This is a genomic window from Micromonospora sp. NPDC049257 (assembly GCF_040678915.1).
Lineage (GTDB): Bacteria > Actinomycetota > Actinomycetes > Mycobacteriales > Micromonosporaceae > Micromonospora > Micromonospora antibiotica.
The window spans coordinates 359,444-382,534 of the sequence record NZ_JBFAQU010000004.1; the positions used below are offsets into that span (position 1 = coordinate 359,444).

The window sequence follows — 23,091 nt, forward strand, 5'->3', positions numbered from 1 at the left end:
CGTCGCCTACTCTTCCCGCGACCGGCTGTCGCTGAGCCGGAAGTACGGGGCGACGAGCCGGTCCCGGTCGGCCAGCGCCTGCCCGATGCCCTTCTCCCGGCGCTCCTTGAGGAAGTTCCAGTCCCCCTCGGCGAAGCTGACGTTGGTGGCCCAGCCGTGCCCGACCCAACCCGTCATCGCCCCGAGACCCTTACCCCGGGCCTCCATCACCACCTGCATCATCGACTTACCCATCATCAGCGAGTCCAGCGGCATCACCGCGATCGCGTCGGCGTAGTCGTCGACCCAACGTTGCAGGTCCTCACGGGGTACGACCTTGGTGACCAGGCCCTTGCGCTCACCCTCCTCGGCACCGATCGCCCGCATGGTGAGCATGACGTCCTTCATCGTGGTCAGGCCGACCTTCTCGATCCAGTGGTACATGTCCTGCGGGGCGGGACCGAGGTAGCGGAACGCCGGGTGGGTGAACCGGGCGTCCGGGGAGGCGATGACGATGTCGGCGGAGAGCGCGATCTGGAAGTGCCCGCCGTAGCAGTAGCCCTGCACCTGGCAGATGGTCGCCTTGAGCGACTCGATGATCGGTCGGGTGAAGCCGGAGCTGAGCACGTTGCGGTCGGGCAGGATGCGCTGCCGCTGCGCCGGGCGACGCCGGGACGCCTTGTCGGTGCCGGTCTTGTAGCCGATGTAGTGGCCGAGTTCGGCGGCGTCGGCGCCGGTGCCGAAGTGCTCCCCCTCCCCCGTGAACACGATGACCTTGACCCGGTCGTCGGTCTCGGCCTCCTTCACCAGGTCGCCGACGCGTTCGAAGGCGGCCACCGGGATGGCGTTGAGTCGCTCCGGGCGGTCGAAGGTGATGGTGGCGACGGCCCGTTCCTCGTCGACGTCGTAGCGGACGTACTTCGCCAGGACCTCGGGGTCGACCTCCATGTTCTCGACGTCCCACTGGCTTTCCAGCAGCTCGGCTTCGGTCTTCTTCACGGCGGGTTCCTTAGGTCAGGTGGTGGGACGGAAGGCGGGGATCACCTCGGCGGCGAACAGCCGCAGCGAGGCGCGGAGCTTGTCGGTCGGCATCCCGAGCCACCCGGGACGGAAGATCAGGTGGTCGAAGCCCAGGTCCCGCAGCGCGCTGATCCGCTCGACGAGGAATTCGGGCGAGCCCAGCAGCAGCGTGTTGCGGACCAGTTCGTCGAACCGGTCCCGCTGCCAGCGCAGCGCCGGATACTCGGCGTACGTCGAGTACTCGACCCGGGCGTGTGGTAGCGCCTCCGCGACGGCCTGTTCGGTGCTCGGCGCGCAGTACAGCTCCACGCCGACGGGCCGCTGCACCGTCGCCGGGTCCCGCCCGTACTCGGCCAGCGCCTCGTTGTAGACGGCCAGGTGCTCGGGCAGGAACCGGCGGCTCGGGGAGTTGCCCGGCGCGTACCAGGCGTCACCGAGCCGGGCGGCCCGACGGACCGCCTTCTTGCCCCCGGCGCCGATCCAGATCGGTGGGCCGCCCGGGGTCAGCGGCGGGATGCCGATGGTGGCGTCGACCTGGGGATAGAACTCCCCGTCGTGGGTGACCGGCTTTCCGGTCCACAGCGCCCGGATCAGCCGCAGGCTCTCGTCGAAGCGGCGGAACCGGCTCTCCGGGTCGACCCCGAAGGCGGCGAACTCGTTGTCCCGGTAGCCCGCACCGACGCCGAGGACCACCCGCCCGCCGGAGAGGTGGTCCAGGGTGGCGAACTCCTCGGCGACGTGCACCGGGTGGAACATCGGCAGCAGCAGGATGCCGGTGCCGAGCAGCATCTCCCCCGAGCGCGGGATCAGGCTCGCCAGCATCGAGATCGGCTGCGGGGTGGCCAGGTTGGACTGGAAGTGGTTGATCGTCCACACCGAGTCGTAGCCCAGCTCCGCGGCCAGCTCGACCGTGCCGAACAGGTCGTCGAGGTGCCTGCGGAGGTCGTCGCCGGGCGGATACTGGTGCGACGCCATGATGCCGAACCTCATCGGCTCCCCCTAGCTGTCGGTCGGCTGGTCCGGCCGTCGTGCGGCCGGGACACCGCCACGGAGGCGACGCTGTCCGCCGCCGGTGCGGCGGCCGCCGCGTGGTCGGCGTCGGTCGGGTCGGGCGACGGTGCTGCCGCGCCGGCCCCGGCCGGCTGCGCCGCCGGGTCCGCCACGCGGCTGATCTTGCCGGTGGCGCTGCGTTCCAGGGCCGGCACGAACTCGATGCGCCGGGGGGTCTTGAAGTGGGCCAGCCGCTCCCGGGCGTACGCGACGAGCCGCGCGGAAAGGTCGGTGTCGTCGACCGTGCCGTCGGTGGCCCGGACCACCAGCGCCACCGGGATCTCGCCCAGCCGGTCGTCCGGGCGGCCGAGCACCCGGACGTCGCGCACCAGCGGATGGGCCCGCAGTTCGTCCTCGATCTCCTCGGGCCAGACCTGGAAACCCCCGCACTTGATCATGTCCCGTTTGCGGCCGACCAGGAAGAGCACCCCGTCGGCGTCGACGTAGCCCATGTCGCCGGTGTGCACCCACCCGTCGCGGACCAGCTCGGCCGAGGCGGCGGCGTCGTCGACGTACCCCCGGGTCAGGGCGGAGCGGACCACCACCTCACCCTGGGCACCGGACGGCAGCGCGGTGCCGGCGTCGTCGCGGATCTCCAGCTCGACGCCCGGGTAGACCCGCCCGGCGGAGCCGGGCTTCCACCGGCCGGCCTTCATGTCCCGGCCGGTCCAGCCGGCGATGTGCCCGGCCTCGGTCGAGCCGTAGTTGACCAGGATGGGCACCCGGTAGCGTTCCTCGAACGCGCGCCGCACCGGCCAGGAGATCGCCTGCCCGGCCACCAGGACCGACTTGACCCCGGCGAACGGCAGGTCCCGGTCGGCGTGCACGATGTCGAAGACCATGGTGGGCAGCAGGAAGAGGTTGTCGAACCCGAACCGCGCCATGAGGTCGGCGAGCCGGTCGACGCCGAAGCGTTCCCAGACCACCGCCGGCCGGCCGACGAAGTACGCGAACAGCAGCGCGTGCTGGCCGCCACTGTGGAACAGCGGCAGGGCGATGAGGTTCGGCCTGGCGTCCGGCGCGGCGGTGCCCTCGGCCCCGGTGCCGGTGGTGACCCGGGCCAGCCGCATCAGCGACTCCCGCGTCCCGCCGTGGGTGACACTGACCGCCTTCGGTCGCCCGGTCGTGCCGCCGGTGAACAGGATGCACGCCTCGGCCTCCGGCCCGACCTCGACGCCGGTGACCCGCACCTCCCGCCGCCACGGCAACGCCGGCACCCCGGCCAGCGACGCCGTGACGGAGCGCACCGGGGGCCCTGCGGCGACGTCACCCGCCCCGGTGCCGTCGGCGTCGTCGTTCCCGGGGGCGGCCCGGGCGGCGTCCCCGGCGGCAGCCCGGGCGGCGAGGAACGCGGCGACCACGTCGGGGCGACGGTCGTCGACCAGCAGCAGCCGGGGCGCGGTCTTGGCCACCGACTCGGCCAGCTCGGCGGCGTTGTAGAGGCTGCTGACGGTGACCGGCACCGCGCCGATCTTCCAGGCCCCGAAGAGCAGGAACACGATCTCGGGCCCGTTGGTCAGGTAGCAGGCGACCCGGTCGCCGGGGCCGACGCCCTCGGCCCGCAGTGCCGCGGCGACACCCCCGGCGAGCAGGTCGATCTGGTCGAACGTCCACGACCTGCCGTCCTCGCCGTACAGGCCGGGCAGGTCGGCCCGGTCGGCGCACCGGCCCTCCAGGATGCCGGCCAGGTTGCCGGCGCTCACCGGGTCACCCTCATCCACCGGGCCACCGGCGCCCGCTGGACCACCGGCGCTCACCGGGTCACCCCGGGGGCGGTCGCGGCGAGCCTCGGGATGACCTCCGCGCCGAAGCGGGCGAGTTGCTCCATCGCCTCGTCCTGGCCCGCGCCGACGAACTGGTGACGCAGCGAGACCTCGGTGATGCCCAGCTCGCTCTCCCAGCGGCGCAGCTTGGCGACGATCTCGTCGGCCGAGCCGACCAGGCAGTCCTCGGCGAGGTACCGGTCGAGGTCGAGGGACTGGGCGTCGTCCCACGACTTGTAGCCCGCGTACTGGCGTTGCAGGTGCGGACGGACGGCCGCGACGGCCGCCGGGTAGCTGTCGCCGAGGTACGCCTCGCGGCTCATCGGGTACTCCCGGTCCAGGGAGAAGCCGCGCTCGGCCAGGTCTGCCCGGTAGATGCCGAGCATCCGGGCCAGCTCGGCGTCGTCGCCCTTCGGGCCGATCAGCCATGGGGCGTCCAGCCGGGCGGCGCGGCGGATCGCCGGTTCGGCGAACGCGCCGATCCACAGCGGTGGGCCGCCGGGCTGGACCGGGCGCAGCGCCAGGGACGCGCCGGGCACCTCGCCCCAGCTGCCGGCGGCGTCGATCGTCTCGCCGTTCCACAGGGCGCGCAGCATCGGCACGTACTCCCGCAGTCGGCGCAGCCGGTCCTCCCAGGCGACGCCGAACGCGGTGGTCTCGCGGCGGCGGTAGCCGGCGCCGATGCCGACGGTCAACCGGCCGCCGCAGAGCACGTCGAGGGAGGCGAGGTCCTCGGCGAGGGCTACCGGATTCAGCAGCGGGGCCAGCAGGACCCCGAACCCGATCCGCACCCGGGAGGTGGCGTGGGCGAGGTAGCCGGCGAGCGGGATGGGCTGGACGAACGCCGACCGGGCCAGGTAGTGGTGGCCGAGGTAGACGGCGTGGAAGCCGGCCGCCTCGGCGGCGGCGGCCTGGGCCAGTACGCCGTCGATGCCCTCGGTGGCCGACGCCGACGGGTCGAACTGGGCGCTCAGGAAGCAGCTGATCTTCACCCGGCGACCGCCTCAGGAGTGGCTACCCGCTCGGCGGCGCGGTCCTGGGCCCGGAAGTGCGGGATGACCTTGTCGGCGAACTCCTCCATCGAGCGCAGCGCGGCCTTGCGGTCCAGGGACGGGATCCGCAGCCAGCCGATGTAGTGGTTGATGCCGAGCTGTTCGCGCAGCATCTCGATGGTGTCGATGACGCGCTGGGCGGAGCCGAAGTTGCCGCCGTGGGTCAGCGTCTGCTCCAGGGTGAGCAGTTCGATGTTCTTGGCGACGGCCGCATAGTAGGACCGCTCCTGGGCGATGGCGTCCTCCGAGCCGGGGATGACCTTCCCGACGGACTTGTAGTAGTTCATCGCCGCCTGGGCCGCCGCGCGCAGGCCCTCCTCGCTGTCGCCGCACCAGACCTGTTGCATGAACGGCAGGTCGTAGGTGGAGATGTCGAAGCCGTTGTCCCGCATGCTCTGCCGGTAGAGGGCGAAGTTCTTCTGCATGATGCCCAACGGCGTGAAGTTCGGTGAGGTGATGATCGACTCGCCGACCGCGCCCCGCTCCCGGAAGCTCTCCGGGGAGACCGTGCCCTGCAGGATCGGCGGCCCGCCCGGGGTGAACGGCCTCGGGTAGGTGGTGACGTTGTCGTAGTGGAAGATCTCGCCGTGGTAGGAGAAGTTCTCCTGCGACAGCGCGAGCCGCAGGATATCCAGGGTCTCCTGGTAGCGCTGCTTGGACTCCGCCAGGGGCACCCCGAAGCCGGCGAACTCGGCGGGCTGGTAGCCGCGGCCGACGCCGATGGAGACCCGGCCGCCGCTGAGCACGTCGAGGGCGGCGATGTCCTCGGCCAGCCGCAGCGGGTGGTGCAGCGGGAGGACCAGGACGGCGGTGCCGATGGTGATCTGCCGGGTCCGCTCGGCGACGGCCATGCCGAAGTTCACCGGGCTGCCGAGGATGCCGTACTTCGAGAAGTGGTGCTCGGCGAGCCAGATCGAGTCGAAGCCCAGCTCGTCGGCCAGCTGGATCTCGTCGAGGGTCTCTCGGAGCACCTGGTGGTCCGATGCGCCGTCGGCCACCGGGAACAGGTTCATGATTCCGAACTTCACGGCCTTCTCCTCATTTATTCCGACCAGCCGGTATGCTACTGCCCGGGTTGGTGCCCGGCAAGACTTCCGCAGGTCAGCCCCGCCCGGCCCGACGTGCCCGGATACGCAGTTCCCCGGTCCGTCGCCGGTGCCACGACCCCCGACCGCACCGGGCGTCGAGCACGAACGCCCGGCGCAGGAACAGGTGCGGGTCCGCCTCCATGGTGATGCCCATCCCGCCGTGCACCTGGATGCACCGCTCCGCGGCGAACACCGCCGCCTGCCCGGCCGCCGCCTTCGCGGCGTGCACCTGGACCCCGGCGTCCGGGCGACCGGTGTCGACCGCCCACGCCGCGTACAGGGTCAGGTCCCATGCCGCCTTGCGGGCGGTGGCCGCCTCGGCCAGCGGGAACGCGACCCCCTGGAACGCGCCGATCACCTGACCGAACTGCCGGCGCGTCCGGGCCTGCTCGGCGGCCAGATCGATCGCCCCCTGCGCCACCCCGCACAGCTCGGCCGCCACCACCAGCGCGGCCCGCAGCGGGCCGGTTCCGGCGGGCTGTGTCCGCTCGGGCGCGGCCACCGTCAGGTCCGACAGCGGCACCGACGGGTCCACCGACTGCCGCGCGGTGGTCCGGACCGGGTCGGCGAACCAGACCCCGTCCGGGCCGAGGGCGACGACGCCGTCGGCCTGCGCCGCGTACGGCACCAGGGTCCGCACCAGCGGGTCCGGCACCACCCCGTCGGCCCACCCGGAGCTGCCCGGCACGTCGACGGCCAGGGTGAGCACCCGGCGACCGTCGAGCACCTCGTCGGGGAGCGGACCGGTGCGCCGCTCCTCGCCGCAGAGCAGCTGGACCGCCGCCGCGTGCGCCGGGAACCGGCTCGGCACCAGCCGCCCACCGAGCGCCTCCACGGCGACCAGCAGGTCGATCAGGCCCGACCCGATGCCACCGGCCGGCTCGGGCACCCCGAGCAGCCCGAAGTCCCGCAGCAGCGGACCGTCAGCCGCCGGGGCCCGCCACGGGCCGACCTGCAACTCGCGGGCCGTGCCCCGGTCGGCGTCCGCGAGCGCGCCCACGGTCGCACCGATCTCCCGCTGTTCCTCGGTGAATGTCGCACGCACCAGACCACTCCGCTCAGCGTGAGCGGGGCAGGCGCAGCACCCGCTCCGCGAGAATCGACTTCTGGACTTCCTCCGTGCCGCCCTCGATCGTGTGGGCGCGGGCCCGCAGGTAGCGGCGCATCCGGGCGGCGGCGCCGTCGCCGTCGACCAGCACCCCGCCGGCCTCGTCGAGCTGCACGGCGAGCCGGTTGGCGTGCTGCACCACCCGGGCCCACAGGCTCTTGAGCGCCGAGGTCTCCGGCCCGGGTACGCCGCCGGCCCGGCTCTCGCCCAGCATCCGCATCGACCCGATCCGGACCGCCTCGGCGTCGCACTGCAACGCGCCCACCGCGTCGGCGAACGCGCTGTCGTCGGCCACGCCCCGCTCGACCGCGACGTCGATCAGCCGGTCCACCGCCTGGCGGGCCCACACCCAGAGGTTCAGCGCCATGCTGCCGCGTTCGAACGCGAGCGTGGTGAGCGCGACGGTCCAGCCGTTGCCGACCCCGCCGAGCACGTCGTCGTCGGCGACGAACACGTCGTCGAGGAACATCTCGTTGAACTCGGTGTCCCCGTTGATCATCACCAGTGACCGGACGGTGAACCCGTCCATCGGGGCGAGGAAGTAGGTGATGCCCCGGTGCTTCGGCGCGTCGGGGTCGGTGCGCGCCAGCAGCAGGCACTTCGACGCGTTGTGCGCGTTGGACGTCCAGATCTTGGCCCCGTTGATCCGCCAACCCCCGTCGACCCGGGTCGCCGCCGTGGTCAGGCTGGCCAGGTCCGACCCGGAGCCGGGCTCACTGAAGCCCTGACACCAGTACTCGTCGCCACGCAGGATGCCGGGCAGGTGCCGGGCCTGCTGGGCGTCGGTGCCGTGCACGATGATCGTCGGCCCGGCCAGCATCATGCCCACTCCGTTGAGCGGGTACGGGGCACCGCGTACTGCGGCCTCCTCGTTGAAGACGGCCTGCGCCAGCGCATCCATCCCCCGGCCGCCGTGCGCGACCGGCCAGGACAGCCCGGCCCAGTTGCCGGCGCAGAGCCGGTCCTGCCACACCCGCGACCAGTGCTCCCGCTCGTCCTGGGTCAGCTCCTCCTGGTCGGGCACGTCGGCCAGCGCCCCGTCGAGCCACCTGCCGGCCTCGCGCCGGAACGCCAGGTCGGTGTCACTGTCAGCGAAGTCCATGCCCACCTCCCACCTGGTCGTCGATGTCGCCGGTCACGCGCCGGCCTGTCCGGCGCGGGTGAGCCGGGCCTTGTAGAGCTTGCCGTTCGGGTCGCGGGGCAGCGCGTCGCGCACGACGTAGGACTGCGGACGCTTCGGCTTGGCCAACCGCTCGGTGAGGTAACGGCGCAGCTCCGCCAGTGCCTCCTCCGGGTCGGGCGCGGTGTCGGCCAGCACGACATGGGCCTGGGGAACCTCGCCGAATTCCGGATCGGGCGTGCCGACGACCCCGACGTCGGCGACCCAGTCGTGGCCGATCAACGCCGCCTCGATCTCGGCCGGGTAGACGTTGACGCCGCCGACCAGGATCAGCTCGGCCGCGCGGCCGGTGATGTAGAGGAACCCGTCGGCGTCGACGTGGCCGACGTCCCAGACGGTCAGCAGGCCGTCGCGGCGCGCGCCGTCGGTCTTGCCGGGATCGTTGTGGTATTCGACCCGGTCGTCGCCCTGGCGCATGTAGACGATGCCGGTCTGTCCGACGGGCACCTCGTTGCCCAGCTCGTCGAGGATGCGCAGGGTGGAGATCGAGGCCGGCCGGCCGACCGTGCCCGGGTGGGCCAGCCACTCGTGGGGTCGCGCGACGGTGGTGCCGACCTCGGTCGAGCCGTAGTACTCGTAGACCACCGGGCCGAACCAGTCGAGGATGCGCTGCTTGACCTCGCGCGGGCAGGGTGCCGCGCCGTGCAGCACGTAGCGCAGCGAGGAGACGTCGTAGCGGTCGCGGACCACCTCGGGCAGCTGCAGCAACCGGTAGAAGTGGGTCGGCACCATGCTGGTGCCGGTGACCCGACGCTCCTGGACCCGGCGCAGGAAGCCCTCCGGCGTCCAGCCGTCCATCAGCACCATCGTGCCGCCGGCGTGCAGCGCGCCCATCGCCGGGGTGATGTTGGCCGAGTGGTACATCGGGGCCGACACCAGCCAGGACGCGAACGCGTCGCGCTCCATGCCGAACTCCCGGAACAACCAGACGTAGGTCAGCGCGCCGGTGTCCGCGTCGACGCCGCTGAGCGGACGCTTGACCCCCTTGGGCCGGCCGGTGGTGCCGGAGGTGTACATCATCAGCGACCCGGCCGGGGTCTGCGCCGGGCTGGTGGCGGGCATGTCGGCGGTGAGCGCCGAGAGCGGTCGGGCCCGGTCGGTGCGGGGCGTGCCGTCGACGAAGACCTGGATGTCGGGCGCGGCACCGGCGGCGTCGACCACCACGTCCTCGACCCGCTCGGAGCCCACCACCACCCGGGCGGCGCTGTCGGCGAGGATGTAGCCGACCTCGGGCGCGGTGAGGTGGTAGTTGAGGGTGACCAGGTAGAGCCCGGACTGCATCGCCGCGAGATAGAGCGCGACCAGGCCGGGGCTGTTGGTCATCACCGCCGCGACGGTGTCGCCGGGCCGCAGGCCCGCGTGGGTACGCAGCCCGTGCGAGATCCGGTTGACCTCGGCGAACAGGTCACCGTAGGAGATCCGCCGGTCATCGGCGGTCACGATCGCGCACAGGTCCGGTTCCGCGGCTGCCCAGAGCCGGAACCCGGTCCGCTCCTCGCTCATCGGACTCCTTGAGCTAGATTCCGACCATCCGGTATGTTGGTGTCCCACAGTAAGGGAGCCTCCCGACGATGTCCAGACCCGCGATCGACGCCCACGCCGCCAGTTGGCGGGCCCGCCAGGTGCCGGTCCCCGCCCAGGTCGTCGACGGTGTCTGGGCCATCCCGGTCCCCCTGCACGGCAGCGCCCTGCGGTCCATCACCGTCTTCCTGATCACCACCGGCGACGGCCCCGTCCTCGTCGACGCCGGCTACGACCACCCGAGCTGCTGGGCGTCGTTCCAACGGTCGCTGGTCGCCATCGGCCAGCGGGTCGACACCATCACGGCGGTCCTGCTCACCCACAACCACCCCGACCACGTCGGGTTCGCCGACCGGGTACGCACCGCATCCGGCGCGCGGGTGGTGATGGGCGCGGCCGACGACTTCGCCACCATGCACCGGCGGCGCGGCACCTTCCTCCAGCAGGTACGCAGCGCACTCGACCTGACCGGCGCCCCGCCCGACGTCGTCGCCGCCATGTACGCCGACGCGGTCGCCGTCGCCGTGCACCGGGAGGACCTGCGGCTCGACGTGGCCGTGGCCGACGACACCGAATTCCGCTTCGGCGACGTGACCGTCCGCGCCCTACCCGCCCCCGGGCACACCTACGGCCACACCGTCTACGTCGACTCCCGGGGCCTCGTGTTCACCGGTGACACGATGATGGCCGAGGGCCCGACCCAACTCGCCATCGTCAGCCGCCCCGACGACGACCCGGCCGCCGACCTGTTCGGCACGCTGGCCCGCATCGGCGACCTCGGGGCCGCCATCGCCTGCCCCGCCCACCAGTTCCCCTACCGCGACGTCGCCGCCCGCGCGCAGGCCCTCACCGCGTTCCACCGCGACGAGGTCGCGACGGTCCGGGGCCTGGCCCGCGACGGCGACACCGCGTGGGACGTCGCCCGGCGGATGACCTGGAAGAAGCCGTGGGACGAGCTGGGCCGGGGCACCCGACGGTTCGCCCTGGTGCACACCCTCGCCCTGCTGCGCCACGCCGCCACCGACAGGTGACGCCGGGGCGGCCCGCCCGACCCGACGAGCGGCTCAGTCGCGCCGGGCGTCGTCGTACGTCCAGTCCGGGCGCAGGGTCGAACGCAGCTCCCGCAGGGTCCGCTTGAGCACCTTGCCGGACGGGTTGGTGGGGAACTCCGGCACCAGGTAGACCTCCTTGGGCACCTTGAACCGACCCAACCGCTGCCCGGCGTGCGCGATCAGCGCCTCGGGCGTCAACCCCGGCCGGGCCACCACGAACGCGGCCGGCACCTCCTGCCACACCGGGTGCGGGGCGGCCACCACCGAGGCGGCCAGCACCAGCGGATGGTCGGCCAGCACGTTCTCGATCTCGGCGCTGGACATGTTCTCCCCACCACTGCGGATCATGTCCTTGAGCCGGTCACGGATGTAGAGGTAACCGTCGGCGTCGAAACAGCCGATGTCACCGGTGTGGAACCACCCGTCCCGGAACGCGGCGGCGGTCGCCGCCGGATCGTCGAGGTAGCCGGGGCTCACCTTCGGCCCGCGTGCGACCACCTCACCGGGCGCGCCGACCGGCACGTCCGCACCGTCCGGGTCGACCACCCGGACCTGGACCCACGGCACCGGCAGCCCCACCGACCCCTGCTTGGACTCCTGGTGCGCGGCGTCGAGGTAGGTCAGCCCGCTGCACGTCTCGGTCAGGCCGTACCCCTCCATCAGCCGGGCGTTCGGGAACAGCCCCCGGGCCACCCCGAACAGCGCCGAGGTGACCTGCGAGAAGATCAGCCAGCGGACCGACGACAGGTCGGCGGCGGCGGCGGTGGGCTCGCGGCGGACCAGGTCCAGCATGGTCGCCGCGACCACCATGCCGGTGATCCGTTCCGTCTCGATCGCCCGCAGCACGGCCGCCGGCACGAACCGGCGGTGCAGCACCATGGCGCCCCCGACGTGCCAGATGCCGAAGCCGGGCAGGTCGGTGCCGCCGACGTGGTAGAGCGGCGCGACGTTGAGGATCCGGTCCGTCGGCCGCAGCCCCAGCTCGACGATCTGGGCGTGCATGTTCCGGTTCACGTTGCCGTGGGTGAGCAGCACCCCCTTGGGCAGGCTGGTGGTGCCGGACGTGTAGACGATCCGTTGCAGGGCCGCGTCGTCGAGGTCGGCGTCGGCGACCCGCGCGCCCCGGTGCGCCGCGACGAGCGCCCGCACGTCGGTCCAGCCGTCGTCGATCGGCTCCAGCGCGAACCGGCGTACCTGCGGCAGGTCGGCGAGGGCGGCGGCGGTGAGCGCGGCGAACTCCGGCACGGTGGCGACCGCCCCGACCCGCGCGTGCGCCAGCAACCGGGCCAGCTCCCCCGCGGTGAGCCGGTAGTTCAGCGGGACCACGACCGCGCCGAGTTTCGCCAGGGCCAGGCAGAGCAGGAGGAACTCGGGGACGTTGTCCGCGACGACCGCCATCCGGGCGTCCCGGCGTACCCCCTCGGTGGCCAGACCGGCGGCCAGGGCGTTGACGTCGTCGTCGAGCTGCCGGTGGGTCCACCGGCGGTCGGCGAAGACCAGCGCGTCGGCGTCGGCGAACCGGCGGGCGTTACCGGCCAGCATCGCGGCGAGGTTCGCGGTGCTCACCCGGACACCGCCGCCTCGCGCAGCGCCTTCTTCAGCACCTTGCCGGAGTCGTTGCGCGGCAACGACGTCACCAGCTGCACGTGCCGGGGGACCTTGTAACGGGCCAGTTCGGCCCGGCAGTGCGCGCGCAGCTCCTCGGCGGTGGCGCTCGCGCCGCCACGGAGGATGACGAACGCCTTGGGCACCTCGTCCCACTGCGGGTCGGGCACCCCGATCACGGCGACCTCGGCGACGTCGGGGTGCTGGGCGAGGACCCGTTCGATCTCGGCACTGGCGATGTTCTCCCCACCGGACTTGATCAGGTCGGCCCGGCGGTCGACGAACCACAGGTAGCCGTCGGCGTCGATGCGGCCCACGTCGCCGGTGCGGAACCAGCCGTCGCGCCGGCTGCGCCGGTTGGCCTCGTCGTCGTTCCAGTAGCCGGGCGACACCTTCTCCCCCCGGACGATGATCTCCCCCTCGACGTCCGGGCCGACCGGCCGGAAGTGCTCGTCGACGATGCGGATCTGCACCCCGGGGAACGGTGCCCCGAGCGCGCCCAGCTTGCTCTGCTCGTGGGCGGCGTCGAGGTAACAGACGCCGTTGCACAGCTCGGTCATGCCGAAGGTGTCGATCAGGCGGACGTGCGGCAGCCGACGCTTCACCTCCTGCCGCACGCTCGGCGCGACCCCGGCGAACAGCAGGTAGCGCAGCGCACCGAGGTCCGGCGGGTCGTCCAGGTCGAGCAGGCCGAACAGGATCTGGGCGGCCAGCACCAGGCCGGTGATCCGTTCCTCGGCGGCGATCCGGGCGATGTCGGTCGGCTTGAACGTCGGGGTGAGCACCATCGTCGCCCCGGCCACGAACGTCGCCAGGCCCGGCGCCTCCAGCCCGCTGACGTGGAACAGCGGCGCGGAGACGAGGATCCGGTCGGCGGCGGTCAACTCCAGTTCGAGGACCTGCGCGAAGTGGTTCGCGGTAAGGTTCCCGCAGGTGTGCACCACGCCCTTGGGACGGGCGGTGGTGCCCGAGGTGTAGAGCAGCCGGTGCACGTCGGCGGGGCCCTTGTCGGCGTCGGCGACCCGCACGCCGGGTGGCTGACCGGCGAGCAGGTCGGCCAGCCGTCGGGAGTCACCGACGACCGTGTCGCCGTTGGCGACCAGCGTCCGCAGCCCGGTCGTGGCCGCCAGCCGGGCGGCGTCGGCGGCGAAGTCGTCGTCGTAGAGCAGCCCGGTGACGCCGGCCTGGTCGATGACGTACGCCTGCTCGTTGACGTGCAGCCGCCAGTTCAGTGGCACCGAGACCGCGCCGAGCCGGCTCAGCGCCAACAGCTCGATGACGTAGGTGGCGGTGTTGCGCCCCAGCACCCCGACCAGGTCGCCGTCGGCGATGCCGGCGTCGCGCAGGGCCGCGGCGTGCCGGTCCACGTCGGCGTCCAACTCGGCGTACGACCAGCGGGTGGTCCCGTCGACCAGGGCCTCGGCGTCGGCGCGGCGCAACGCCTGGCGACGCAGCGTCTCGGTGAAGTTGCTGCCGCCCATCAGTCGCCGCTCCCCCGCCGCCGGGCCAGGATCTCCTCCCGGGACGGCAACGACACGAACTCCAGCAGGTTGCCGTCGAGATCGCGGGCGGCGAACGCGGTGATGTACCCGTAGTTGTCCAGCAGCACCCGGTTGGGCGCGGACAGGCACTGCGCGCCCAGCTCGGTCAGCCGCCGGTGCAGGTCGTCCAGCTCGTCGCGCGGCACCTCGAAGCTGAGCAGGAAGGTGCCCAGCTCCAGGTGACCGGCGGTGGCGGTGCGGGTCTTCACGCCGTTCCACTCGATGAGTTCGAGCTGGCCGACCCGGCTGGGGCCCTGGAGGTACTGGACCCGGCCGGTGGTACCGGCGGGCAACCCCAGCGACACCTCGATCCCCGGCCCGCCGACGTCGGTACGCAGCGTCCGGCGGTAGCCCAGGGCGCGTTCGTAGAAGTCCGCGGCGCGGTCGACGTCCGAGACGGTCATGGCCACGTGGTGCACTTCGCTGACCGGCATGATGCCTGCCTTCCGATGGGGTTCGCGGTTCAGGCGGACGGTCCGGACGGCCCGCCGAGGACCCGTTGGATCAGGGTGACCTCGTCGGCGCCACTGTCCGGCACGATGAAGTCGTCGAGTCGGCAGATCTCGTCCACCGCGTCGAGGATGTCATCGGGCGAGGCCGGCGCGGTCCCGCCGTACCAGCCGGGGGTGACGCCCAGGAAGATCCGCCCGACCCGGCCGCCGCCGACGGTGAGGATGTGCCGGTTGAGCTGGCACTGCTCCGAGGCGAGGAAGGTCGCCACGGCGGCCACGTGCTGCGGGTCGAACCGGTCGGTCAACTCGCCGAGCAGGTTCTCGGTCATCCGGGTCGCCGCCGTCGGCGCGATCGCGTTGACCAGGATGCCCCGGCGGGCGCCCTCCAGCGCGAGCACGTTCATCAGCCCGATCAGGCCGGTCTTGGCGGCGCCGTAGTTGGCCTGACCGAAGTTGCCGAACAGGCCGGACGACGAACTGGTCAGCACGATCCGGCCGTAGCCCTGGGCGACCAGGTGCGGCCAGGCGGGCCGCAGCACGTGGAACGCCCCGGCCAGGTGCACGTCGAGCACCGCGCTGACGTCCTCGTCGGACATCTTGGCAAGCGTCCGGTCCCGCAGGATGCCGGCGTTGTGGATGACCGCGTCGAGCCGGCCGTACGTGTCGATCGCCCGGCCGACCAGGTCCGCACCACCGGCGGCGGTGGCCACCGAGTCGGTGGAGGCGACGGCGGTGCCGCCGGCCGCGCGGATCTCGGCGACGACCTGTTGCGCCGCGCCGGAGGAACCGGAGCCGTCGACCGTCCCACCGAGGTCGTTGACGACCACCGACGCGCCCCGTGCGGCGAGGGTCAGCGCGTGCGCCCGGCCGATGCCGTTGCCCGCGCCGGTGACGACGACGACCCGGCCGTCGAGGGTGACCCGGGCGCTCATCGCTCGTTCCCCAGGACCGCCACGAACGCGACGCAGGAGCCCGGTTGCCCGCCGAGGTTCTGGGCCACCGCCAGCCGGGCGTCGGGCACCTGTCGGGGCCCGGCCTCCCCGCGCAGCTGGGTGAAGCACTCGAACATCATCCGCAGCCCGGTCGCGCCGATCGGGTGGCCGAACGACTTGAGCCCGCCGTCGGTGTTGACCGGCAACGCCCCGTCGGCGTCGTAGCGGCCGTCGAGGATGTCCCGCCACGCCTTGCCGCGGGCGGAGAAGCCCAGGTCCTCCATCAGCACCACCTCCGTCGGGGTGAAACAGTCGTGCACCTCGGCCAGCGAGATCTGCGCCGCCGGGTCGGTCACCCCGGCCTGCTCGTACGCCTCGCGGGCGGCGGTGACCACCTCGGGGAAGGTGGTGAAGTCGTAGCCGTCGGCGGCCAGACCCGACCCGGAGCCGGCGACGAAGCTCATCCCCCGCAGGTAGACCGGTTTGTCGGTGTACCGGTGGGCGTCCTCGGCCCGGACCAGGATCGCCGCCGCCGCACCGTCGGAGACGCCGGAGCAGTCCATGACGCCGAGCTGCCCGGCGATGCGGGGGGACCGCTCGACCGTCTCGGTGGTCACCGCCCGACGGAACTGGGCGCGGTCGTTGCGGGCCCCGTTGGCGTGGTTCTTCACCGCTACCCGGGTCATCGCGGCGCGCATCTGTCGCTCGTCGATCCCGTACGCCGCCTGATAGGCGGGGGCGAGCAGGGAGAATCCGGCCGGGGCGGTCCAGTCGACGTCGGTGCCGTCGGCGGGTGGGAAGACCGCCGACAGCCCGGAGTACGAGGAGTCCTTGAGTTTCTCCACCCCGGTCGCCATCACCATGTCGTACGCGCCGGAGGCGACGGCGAAGGCGGCGTTGCGCAGGGCCTCCGAGCCGGTGGCGCAGTAGTTCTCCACCCGGGTCACCGGCTTGCCGGTCAGCCGCAGCGGGCGGGCGAGGGTCTGCCCGGACATGCCCGAGCCCTGGGTGCCGACCCAGAACGCGTCGACGTCGTCGAGGGTGACGTCGGGCAGCGACCCGACGCACTCCTGCACGGCGTCGACGAGCAGGTCGTCGGCGGAGGAGTTCCAGTGGTCCCGGAACGGGGTGCAGCCCATCGCGACGATCGCGACGTCGTGGGTGGTGCGCCTACTGGCCATCGGCGGTGTCCTTCCCTGGCGCGGCGTCCGCGGGTGCCGGGCGGAGCTTCCAGAAGTAGTTGTGGATCGAGTCGGTGGTCCAGAGCCGGCGGAAGGTGGGGGCCATCGCCATCCCCACCGCCACGTCGCCGGGTGCCACGTCGGTGGCGTACGCGCTGAGCCGGCCGCCGCCGTCGACGTCGGCGACGACGATCGCGACCTCCGGTTCCGGCATGGTCGTCAGGTGGTCGCGGGTCACCGAGACCACCCTGGCGGTGCGGTCGCGCAGCGACACCGGGGCGGTGCCGGACCCGGCGGTGCCGCAGGAGGCGCAGACCCGGCCGGGGGGTGTGGTGACCCGGCCGCAGGCGTCGCAGCGGCTGCCCTCCAGCCGGTACTTCCAGCCGGCCCGGCGGTGCATGGGCGGGGCGGCCGGGGCCGGGGCGGCCGGCCGGGCCGGGCCCTGCACGTCGAGCAGTCCCCGCCAGCGCAGGTAGCGGCCGTAGCCGAGGCGCTGCCGGGCGGCGAGCTGGGCGCGGACGGTCGGCCCGCCCCGGGCGGCGCGGACCCCGTCGCCGACCCGCAGCACGAACGCGTCGGCGCCCTCGGTGGCCGACAGCAGCAGGATGGTCTGCCCCGGTTCCGCCTCGTCGAGGGCGTCCGCGAGCAGCAGCCCGGGGTGGGCGGCCCCGGTGAAGCCGGTGGCCCGTTCGACGGTCGCGTCCTGCCCGGTGCCGCCGAGCGCCTTGCGTAGCGTCGCCGCCGCACGGGGATTCGACGACGACACGACCACCTGGTCGACGGTGTCGAGGGACGCCTGCGCCAGGGCGCGGCGGGCGGTGTCGAGGCCGGCGGCGACGAGGATCTCGGCGGTGAACCGTTCGTCCCAGACCCGGTCGTGCCGTTCCCCGGGCAGCCGCCAGCGGTCCAGCAGTTCGGTGGTGTGGCCGGCGCGGGCGAGGAGCACGGCGGCCCGCCAGCCGCCGACGAACGCCGTGGCGGCGTCCCCCTGGGCCAGTTCGTCGGGGGCACCGGGCCGGGTGGTGCGCACGTCGGCCAGGGCCGCGGTGGCGACACCCCGCAGGACCAGGTCGAGGGCGGACGCGCCGGCCCGGTGGCCGCGCAGGTCGAGGGCGGTGACGCCGGGGTCGAGGCCCAGCGCCTCGTGGACCACCCCGGCGGACGTCTTCGTCTCGTACGGGGCGCTGGTGGTGGCCAGCAGCAGGTGCCGCCCGGCCGGGGTGTCGGCGGCGACGTGCCGCAGCGCCTCGACGGCCATGGTGACGGCGTCCTCGTCGTAGCCGGCGACGCTGCGGGCACGGCCACCGGCACGGGCCGGGCCGCTCGGGTCGAGCCTGTTGTCGTCGAGCGCGTACGCCGGGAGGTAGGCCGCGTAGGCGTCGATGCCGGGTTGGTCGGGCATGGGTCGCGGGTTCTCCTTCAGCTCCACGAGGGGATGGCGGCGAGCAGGCGTCGGGTGTACTCCTGCTGCGGTCGGTCCAGCACGGTCAGGGCGTCGCCCTGTTCGACGACCCGCCCGCCGCTCATCACCGCGATCCGGTCGCACAGGTCGCTGGCGAGCATCAGGTCGTGGGTGACGAAGAGCAGGCCGATGCCGAGTTCGTCGACCAGGGTGCGGAACAGGTCGACGACCTTGGTCTGGGTGGTGACGTCCAGGGCGGTGGTGCACTCGTCGGCGATCACCAGCGCGGGGCGGGTGACGACGGCGAGCCCGATGGCGACCCGCTGGCGCAGGCCGCCGGAGAGCTGATGGGGGTAGCTGGCCAGCACCCGGCCGGGGTCGTCGATGCGCATCTGGGCCAGCACCTCCACCGAGCGGCGTTCCACCTCGGCGCGGGTGATGTCCCGGACGTGGCGGCGCAGCACCTCGGCGAGCTGGGTGCGGACCTTCAGCAGCGGATTCAGCGACCGGGACGCGTCCTGGAAGACCATGCCGACGGCACTGCCCCGGACCCGGCCGGTGCGGTCGACGCCGGGGGCCACCACCTGCTCACCGGCGACCGCGATGGTGCCCTGGTCGACCCGGACGTTGCGGTCGAGCAGCCCGACGACGGCGCGGGCGAGGGTGGTCTTGCCGCTGCCGGACTCGCCGACGACGCCGACAATCTGGCCCCGGCGGATCTCCAGGTCGACGCCGTCGAGCAGGCGCAGCTCGCCGTCGGCGAGCCGGGCGGTGATGGACAGTCCGGAGAGTGTCAGCAGTGCGCTCATCGCCGCCTCTTCCGCGGGTCGTGGTGGGTGAGCAGCGCGTCGCCGAGCAGGTTGACCAGCAGCACCAGCACGGTGATGGCGAGCCCGGGGAAGAAGGCGATCCACCAGGCCTGGCTCAGTTCGTCCTGGCCGGAGGCGAGCATCGAGCCCCAGCTGTTCATCGGCGGCACCACGCCCAGGCCGAGGAAGCTCAGCGCGCTCTCGACCAGGATCGCGGTGCCGACCTGGAGGGTGCCGAGCGCGACGATGGTGCCGGCGAGGTTGGGCAGGATGTGCCGGAAGACGATCCGGGGTTCGGACGCGCCGGCGGCGCGCAGGCCGACGACGAACTGGCGTTCCCGGATGGCCAGGGTCGCCGCGCGGGTGACCCGGGCGCACACCGCCCAGCCGGTGAGCGCCAGCACCAGGAACAGCACCGGCAGGGAGCTGCCCCGGTTGGCGATGATGGCGAGGGCGACCAGGATGAACGGCAGGGCGAGCTGGGCGTCGATGAGGATCGAGATGACCCGGTCGACCCAGCCCCGGAAATAGCCGGCCAGCAGGCCGAGCAGCGTGCCGGGGCCGATCGCGACGAGCGCGCCGACCAGGCCGATCACGATGGTCAACCGGCCGGCGGAGACGAACTGGGTGAGCAGGTCCTGGCCGAGCTTGTCGGTGCCGAGCGGGTGCGCCCAGCTGCCGCCGGAAAGGAACGCGGGCGGCTGGCGGGTCGCGTCGAGGTCCTGGCCGCCGTCGGGCAGCAGCCCGGTCAGCGGCAGCACGAACACCGCGACGGCGGTCACCGCCAGTGGCAGGGCCAGCCAGAACACCGAGGTACGCGCCCGGCGGCCGGCCCGGCGCGGTGGCGACACCGGGGCGGTGACCGGGTCAAGTTCGAGTTGGCTCATGCTCACCGCACCCTCGGGTCGACGATCGAGTGCAGGACGTCGACGAGCAGGTTCAGCAGCACGAACACCAGCGCGCCGAACACCACGATCGCCTGCACCAGCGGGAAGTCGCGGAACTGGATGGCCTGCAACGCGAGCTGGCCGAGACCGGGCCAGGAGTAGACGTACTCGACGGCGACCGCGCCGGAGAGCAGGATGCCGGTCTGGAGCACCACGATCGTCAGGATCGGCATCATCGCGTTGGTGAAGGCGTGCCGCCACACCACCCGGCGGGTGCTGATGCCCCGGGCGCGGGCGGAGTCGATGTAGGGCTCGGCCAGCGCGTCGCTCATCGAGGCGCGGGTGAGCCGGGCGATGTGCGCCATCGGGTAGACCGACATGGTCAGCGCGGGCAGGATCAGGTGTCTCGGGCTGCCGGACTGGCCGGCGGGCAGCCAGCCGAGTTTGACGGCGAACAGCACCACCAGCATCATGCCGAACCAGAAGACCGGCACGGACTGGCCGAGCAGGGCGAGGGTGGAGGCCCCCCGGTCCCACCAGGTGCCCTCCCGGGTGGCCGCGAGCACCCCGAGCGGGATGCCGACCAGCAGGGCGAGGGCCATGCCGGCACCGACCAGTTGCAGGGTGAACGGCAGCCGGTCGGCGATCATCGAGGTGTTGGACTGGTAGAACTGCAACGACTGGCCGAGGTCGCCGGTGAACACGCCCTTGAGGTAGTCGAGGTACTGCACGACGACGGGCAGGTCCAGGCCGAGCTCGTGGCGCAGCGCCTCGCGTTGCTCGGGCGGGGCCATCGGGCCGAGGATGGTGGCGGTCGGGTCGCCGGAGAGCCGGCCGAGCAGGAACGCCAGGCTGAGCGCGATGAGCAGCGAGGCGAACAGCGACGCGAGCCGGCCGCCGACGCGGCGTACGGTGCTGGCCTTCATCGGCGGGACCTCCAGCGCGCGCCGGGCATCGCGGCGAGCAGTTCGCGGGTGTAGTCGTTCTCGGGGGTGCCGAAGACCCGGTCGCAGGGTCCCGCCTCGACGACCCGGCCCCGGTACATCACGTGCACGACGTCGCAGAGCGAACGGACCACGGCCAGGTCGTGGCTGATCATCAGCAGCGCCGCGCCGGTGGTGGCCCGGATCTGCCGTAGCAGGGCCAGCACGTCGGCCTGCACGGAGACGTCGAGGCCGGAGGTCGGTTCGTCGGCGACGATGAGGCGGGGACGCATGAGCAGCGCGCGGGCGATGCAGACCCGCTGCGCCTGGCCCCCGGAGAGCTGGTGGGGGTAGCGGTCGAGCAGGTCCGGGGCGAGCCGGACCCGGCCGAGCAGGTCGGCGTCGTCGATCCAGGAGGTCCGTTCGGGTTGCAGCGCCCGCAGTTCCCGCAGCCCGGAGCGGACCGATTGGCGGGGGTCGAGCGAGCCGTGCGGGTCCTGGAAGACCACCTGCACCTCGGGGCGCAGCCGACGCAGCTGGGTGCGGCTGACCGCCGCGAGCGAGTGGCCGAGCAGCCGGATGTCGCCCCGGCCGCGCGGGCCGAGCCCGGTGGCGGCCATCGCGAGGGTGGTCTTGCCGGAGCCGGACTCGCCGACGACGGCGACGCTCTCGCCGGCCCCGATCCGCAGTGACACCTGGTCGACGGCGCGGAAGAGCGCGCCGGTGCCGCCGTCGCGGTGCTCGACGACGAGGTCGTCGACCTCCAGCACGGGGGTGTCCGACTCCGGGGTGCGGGGGTGCCGGGCGACCTCGCCCGGCACCCCCGTCTCCGCTGCCTCGGACATCGTCAGCGGGTCGCCTTCGTGAAGTCCACGGTGTTCAGCGGGCCGAACACCACGCCGGAGACGCCGGGGCCGGTCGCGTAGTTGAACACCTGCCGGTACAGCGGCACGTAGCAGTGCTTCTGGACCACGCCGATCGTGTTGAGCTGCTCGTAGAGCGGGGCGGCCTGCTGGGCGTCGTTCTGTTCCAGCGCCTGCTGGGCCAGGGTGTCGATCTGCGGGTCGGGGCAGTTGCCGGTGATCGACTTGGTCTTCATGAAGCCGCTGACGAAGTAGTCGGGCACGGCGACGTTCGGCACCCCGGCGAAGATCGACAGGCCGGGCACCTGGCGGCCGATGATCCGCTTGACCAGCGTGCCGTAGTCCAACGGCACGTAGCTGACCTTGAAGCCGGCCTTCTCCAGGCTGCCACCGACGGCCTGGGAGACCTCTTCGATGTTGGTGTACTGGGCCGCCGGGTAGGTGATCTGCACGGTCGGGGTCGCCCCGCCGAGGAGTTCCTTGGCCTTGGCGGCGTCGGCGGTCACGCTCTGCGTCGGCTGCTGGCCGGGCTTGACGTTGAGCAGGCCGGCGTCGGCGACCGCCTGGCCGTCGAAGATGCCCTTGACGATGGCGTCGCGGTCGATGGCCAGGGCCGCCGCCTCGCGCAGCTTGGGGTCGTCGAACGGCGCCTTCGTGGAGTCGAGGAAGGCGATGATCTTCATGGCGGTCTCGGTGCTGACCACCTCGACCCCGGCGGACTTTGCGGCGCTGGCCTGGGCCGGCGGCAGGTCGAAGGAGACGTCCACGCTCTTGCTCTGGATCAGCGCGAGCCGCTGGGCGGCCTCGTTGGCCCAAGTGAAGGTGACACCCTCGTTGGTCGCCTTGGTGCCCCAGTAGCCGGGGTTGCGCTTGACCGAGATGTCCCGGCCGGCGTTCGCGCCGGACCAGACGTACGGGCCGGTGCCGACGGGTGCGGCGGCGAAGCCTTCCGAGCCCTTCTCCTGGTAGTACTTCGGCGGCACCAGGTAGACGGTGGTGAGCAGGTCGGGGATGTCGTACTGCGGGGTCTTGGTCTTGACCACGACGGTGGTGGCGTCGGGTGCCTCGATCGCGGTGACGTTGCCGAAGTACGACTTGAGCTGCGAGGCCGCGCTGTCGCGGGTGAGCGTGATGGTGTTGGCCACCGCCGCCGCGTCGGCCTTCTCGCCGTTGCTGAAGCTGATGTCGGGTCGGACCTTGAGCGTCCAGGTCGTGGCGTCGGTGCGGGTCCAGCTCGTGACCAGGCCGGTGTTGGTCGGCGCGAGGTCGCTACCGGTGTTGATCAGGGGTTCGAGCATCGTCGCCCAGACGATCTGGGCGGAGCGCGCGCCGACGATCGGGTCGAGGGTCGCCGGTTGGGCGGCGAGCAGCGCCCGGATCGGGGCGGTGCCCGACGCGCCGGAGTCGTCGGAGTCGGAGCCGCCGCACCCGGTGAGGCCGGCGCCCACGACGGTCAGCGCGGCGGCCAATGCCAGGAAGCGCCGGGAGCGCAGGGATTTCATGATCATCATGGGTGTCCTTCACTGCGATGGACCCGTCATGTCTCCGCGTGAGGCGGCGGTGACGTTCGCCACAAAGTACCGACCAGCCGGTATCAAGTCAACGGGTCGGCTGGGTATCCCGCTCGTGACATTCACGTGACACAGGGCCGCCGGCCAGCGCCGTTGTATTCATACCGACCGG

General features: G+C 72.6%; 20 protein-coding genes. 1 reads left to right on the plus strand and 19 read right to left on the minus strand.

Features of this window, described 5'->3' with window-relative positions; genetic code table 11:
• Positions 1 to 6 precede the first annotated feature (6 nt).
• The 8 genes from AB0K25_RS09985 to AB0K25_RS10020 form a co-directional block, all read right to left on the minus strand.
• Positions 7 to 978, minus strand: a complete 972-nt coding sequence (locus AB0K25_RS09985) for an enoyl-CoA hydratase/isomerase family protein (protein ID WP_208566406.1) — start codon at positions 976 to 978, stop codon at positions 7 to 9.
• A 15-nt stretch (positions 979 to 993) separates the two neighbouring features.
• Positions 994 to 1,989, minus strand: a complete 996-nt coding sequence (locus AB0K25_RS09990; protein ID WP_357533923.1) for an LLM class flavin-dependent oxidoreductase — start codon at positions 1,987 to 1,989, stop codon at positions 994 to 996.
• Positions 1,986 to 3,752, minus strand: coding sequence for an AMP-binding protein (locus AB0K25_RS09995; RefSeq protein ID WP_357533925.1), 1,767 nt, complete (start codon positions 3,750 to 3,752; stop codon positions 1,986 to 1,988). The genes AB0K25_RS09990 and AB0K25_RS09995 overlap by 4 nt, the downstream gene beginning before the upstream one ends.
• A 50-nt stretch (positions 3,753 to 3,802) precedes the next feature.
• On the minus strand, positions 3,803 to 4,804 hold the full coding sequence (locus AB0K25_RS10000; RefSeq protein WP_357533927.1) for an LLM class flavin-dependent oxidoreductase: 1,002 nt from the start codon (positions 4,802 to 4,804) through the stop codon (positions 3,803 to 3,805).
• Complete coding sequence (locus tag AB0K25_RS10005; RefSeq protein ID WP_357017981.1) at positions 4,801 to 5,892, minus strand: LLM class flavin-dependent oxidoreductase; 1,092 nt, start codon at positions 5,890 to 5,892, stop codon at positions 4,801 to 4,803. Before AB0K25_RS10005 ends, AB0K25_RS10000 begins: the two co-directional genes overlap by 4 nt.
• 73 nt (positions 5,893 to 5,965) lie before the next feature.
• Positions 5,966 to 6,997, minus strand: a complete 1,032-nt coding sequence (locus tag AB0K25_RS10010; protein ID WP_363819573.1) for an acyl-CoA dehydrogenase — start codon at positions 6,995 to 6,997, stop codon at positions 5,966 to 5,968.
• Positions 6,998 to 7,010: 13 nt separating this feature from the next.
• Positions 7,011 to 8,162, minus strand: a complete 1,152-nt coding sequence (locus AB0K25_RS10015; protein WP_219460794.1) for an acyl-CoA dehydrogenase family protein — start codon at positions 8,160 to 8,162, stop codon at positions 7,011 to 7,013.
• Between the two features lie 33 nt (positions 8,163 to 8,195).
• Entirely contained in the window at positions 8,196 to 9,743 is a 1,548-nt protein-coding gene (locus tag AB0K25_RS10020) for an AMP-binding protein (RefSeq protein WP_357017987.1), read from the minus strand.
• Between the two features lie 68 nt (positions 9,744 to 9,811).
• Between AB0K25_RS10020 and AB0K25_RS10025 the strand changes: the two genes are divergently transcribed.
• Positions 9,812 to 10,792: an MBL fold metallo-hydrolase gene (locus tag AB0K25_RS10025; protein WP_357533935.1), complete on the plus strand. Its 981-nt coding sequence runs from the start codon at positions 9,812 to 9,814 to the stop codon at positions 10,790 to 10,792.
• A 33-nt stretch (positions 10,793 to 10,825) separates the two neighbouring features.
• Here AB0K25_RS10025 and AB0K25_RS10030 read toward each other — a convergent pair whose 3' ends face one another.
• From AB0K25_RS10030 to AB0K25_RS10080, 11 genes are read right to left on the minus strand one after another with little or no spacing between them, the layout of a single operon-like run.
• The gene (locus AB0K25_RS10030; RefSeq protein ID WP_363819577.1) at positions 10,826 to 12,379 is read right to left on the minus strand and encodes an AMP-binding protein; all 1,554 of its coding nucleotides are present in this window, start codon (positions 12,377 to 12,379) and stop codon (positions 10,826 to 10,828) included.
• Positions 12,376 to 13,899: an AMP-binding protein gene (locus AB0K25_RS10035; RefSeq protein WP_363819580.1), complete on the minus strand. Its 1,524-nt coding sequence runs from the start codon at positions 13,897 to 13,899 to the stop codon at positions 12,376 to 12,378. Before AB0K25_RS10035 ends, AB0K25_RS10030 begins: the two co-directional genes overlap by 4 nt.
• Positions 13,899 to 14,393 (minus strand): VOC family protein, encoded by a 495-nt coding sequence (locus tag AB0K25_RS10040; protein ID WP_219460777.1) that lies wholly within the window; start codon positions 14,391 to 14,393, stop codon positions 13,899 to 13,901. Before AB0K25_RS10040 ends, AB0K25_RS10035 begins: the two co-directional genes overlap by 1 nt.
• Positions 14,394 to 14,422: 29 nt before the next feature.
• Positions 14,423 to 15,343, minus strand: a complete 921-nt coding sequence (locus AB0K25_RS10045; RefSeq protein ID WP_357533941.1) for an SDR family NAD(P)-dependent oxidoreductase — start codon at positions 15,341 to 15,343, stop codon at positions 14,423 to 14,425.
• Complete coding sequence (locus AB0K25_RS10050; protein ID WP_363819583.1) at positions 15,340 to 16,524, minus strand: acetyl-CoA acetyltransferase; 1,185 nt, start codon at positions 16,522 to 16,524, stop codon at positions 15,340 to 15,342. Before AB0K25_RS10050 ends, AB0K25_RS10045 begins: the two co-directional genes overlap by 4 nt.
• Positions 16,514 to 17,926, minus strand: coding sequence for a zinc ribbon domain-containing protein (locus AB0K25_RS10055; RefSeq protein ID WP_363819586.1), 1,413 nt, complete (start codon positions 17,924 to 17,926; stop codon positions 16,514 to 16,516). Before AB0K25_RS10055 ends, AB0K25_RS10050 begins: the two co-directional genes overlap by 11 nt.
• Positions 17,927 to 17,943: 17 nt before the next feature.
• Complete coding sequence (locus tag AB0K25_RS10060) at positions 17,944 to 18,735, minus strand: ABC transporter ATP-binding protein (RefSeq protein WP_357533947.1); 792 nt, start codon at positions 18,733 to 18,735, stop codon at positions 17,944 to 17,946.
• Complete coding sequence (locus AB0K25_RS10065) at positions 18,732 to 19,622, minus strand: ABC transporter permease (protein ID WP_219460764.1); 891 nt, start codon at positions 19,620 to 19,622, stop codon at positions 18,732 to 18,734. Before AB0K25_RS10065 ends, AB0K25_RS10060 begins: the two co-directional genes overlap by 4 nt.
• Before the next feature lie 2 nt (positions 19,623 to 19,624).
• Positions 19,625 to 20,548 (minus strand): ABC transporter permease, encoded by a 924-nt coding sequence (locus AB0K25_RS10070; protein WP_219460760.1) that lies wholly within the window; start codon positions 20,546 to 20,548, stop codon positions 19,625 to 19,627.
• Positions 20,545 to 21,390, minus strand: a complete 846-nt coding sequence (locus AB0K25_RS10075; RefSeq protein WP_357533950.1) for a dipeptide/oligopeptide/nickel ABC transporter ATP-binding protein — start codon at positions 21,388 to 21,390, stop codon at positions 20,545 to 20,547. The genes AB0K25_RS10070 and AB0K25_RS10075 overlap by 4 nt, the downstream gene beginning before the upstream one ends.
• 2 nt (positions 21,391 to 21,392) lie before the next feature.
• A complete protein-coding gene (locus AB0K25_RS10080; RefSeq protein ID WP_219460756.1) occupies positions 21,393 to 22,916 on the minus strand; it encodes an ABC transporter substrate-binding protein in 1,524 nt (507 codons plus the stop codon).
• Positions 22,917 to 23,091 lie beyond the last annotated feature (175 nt).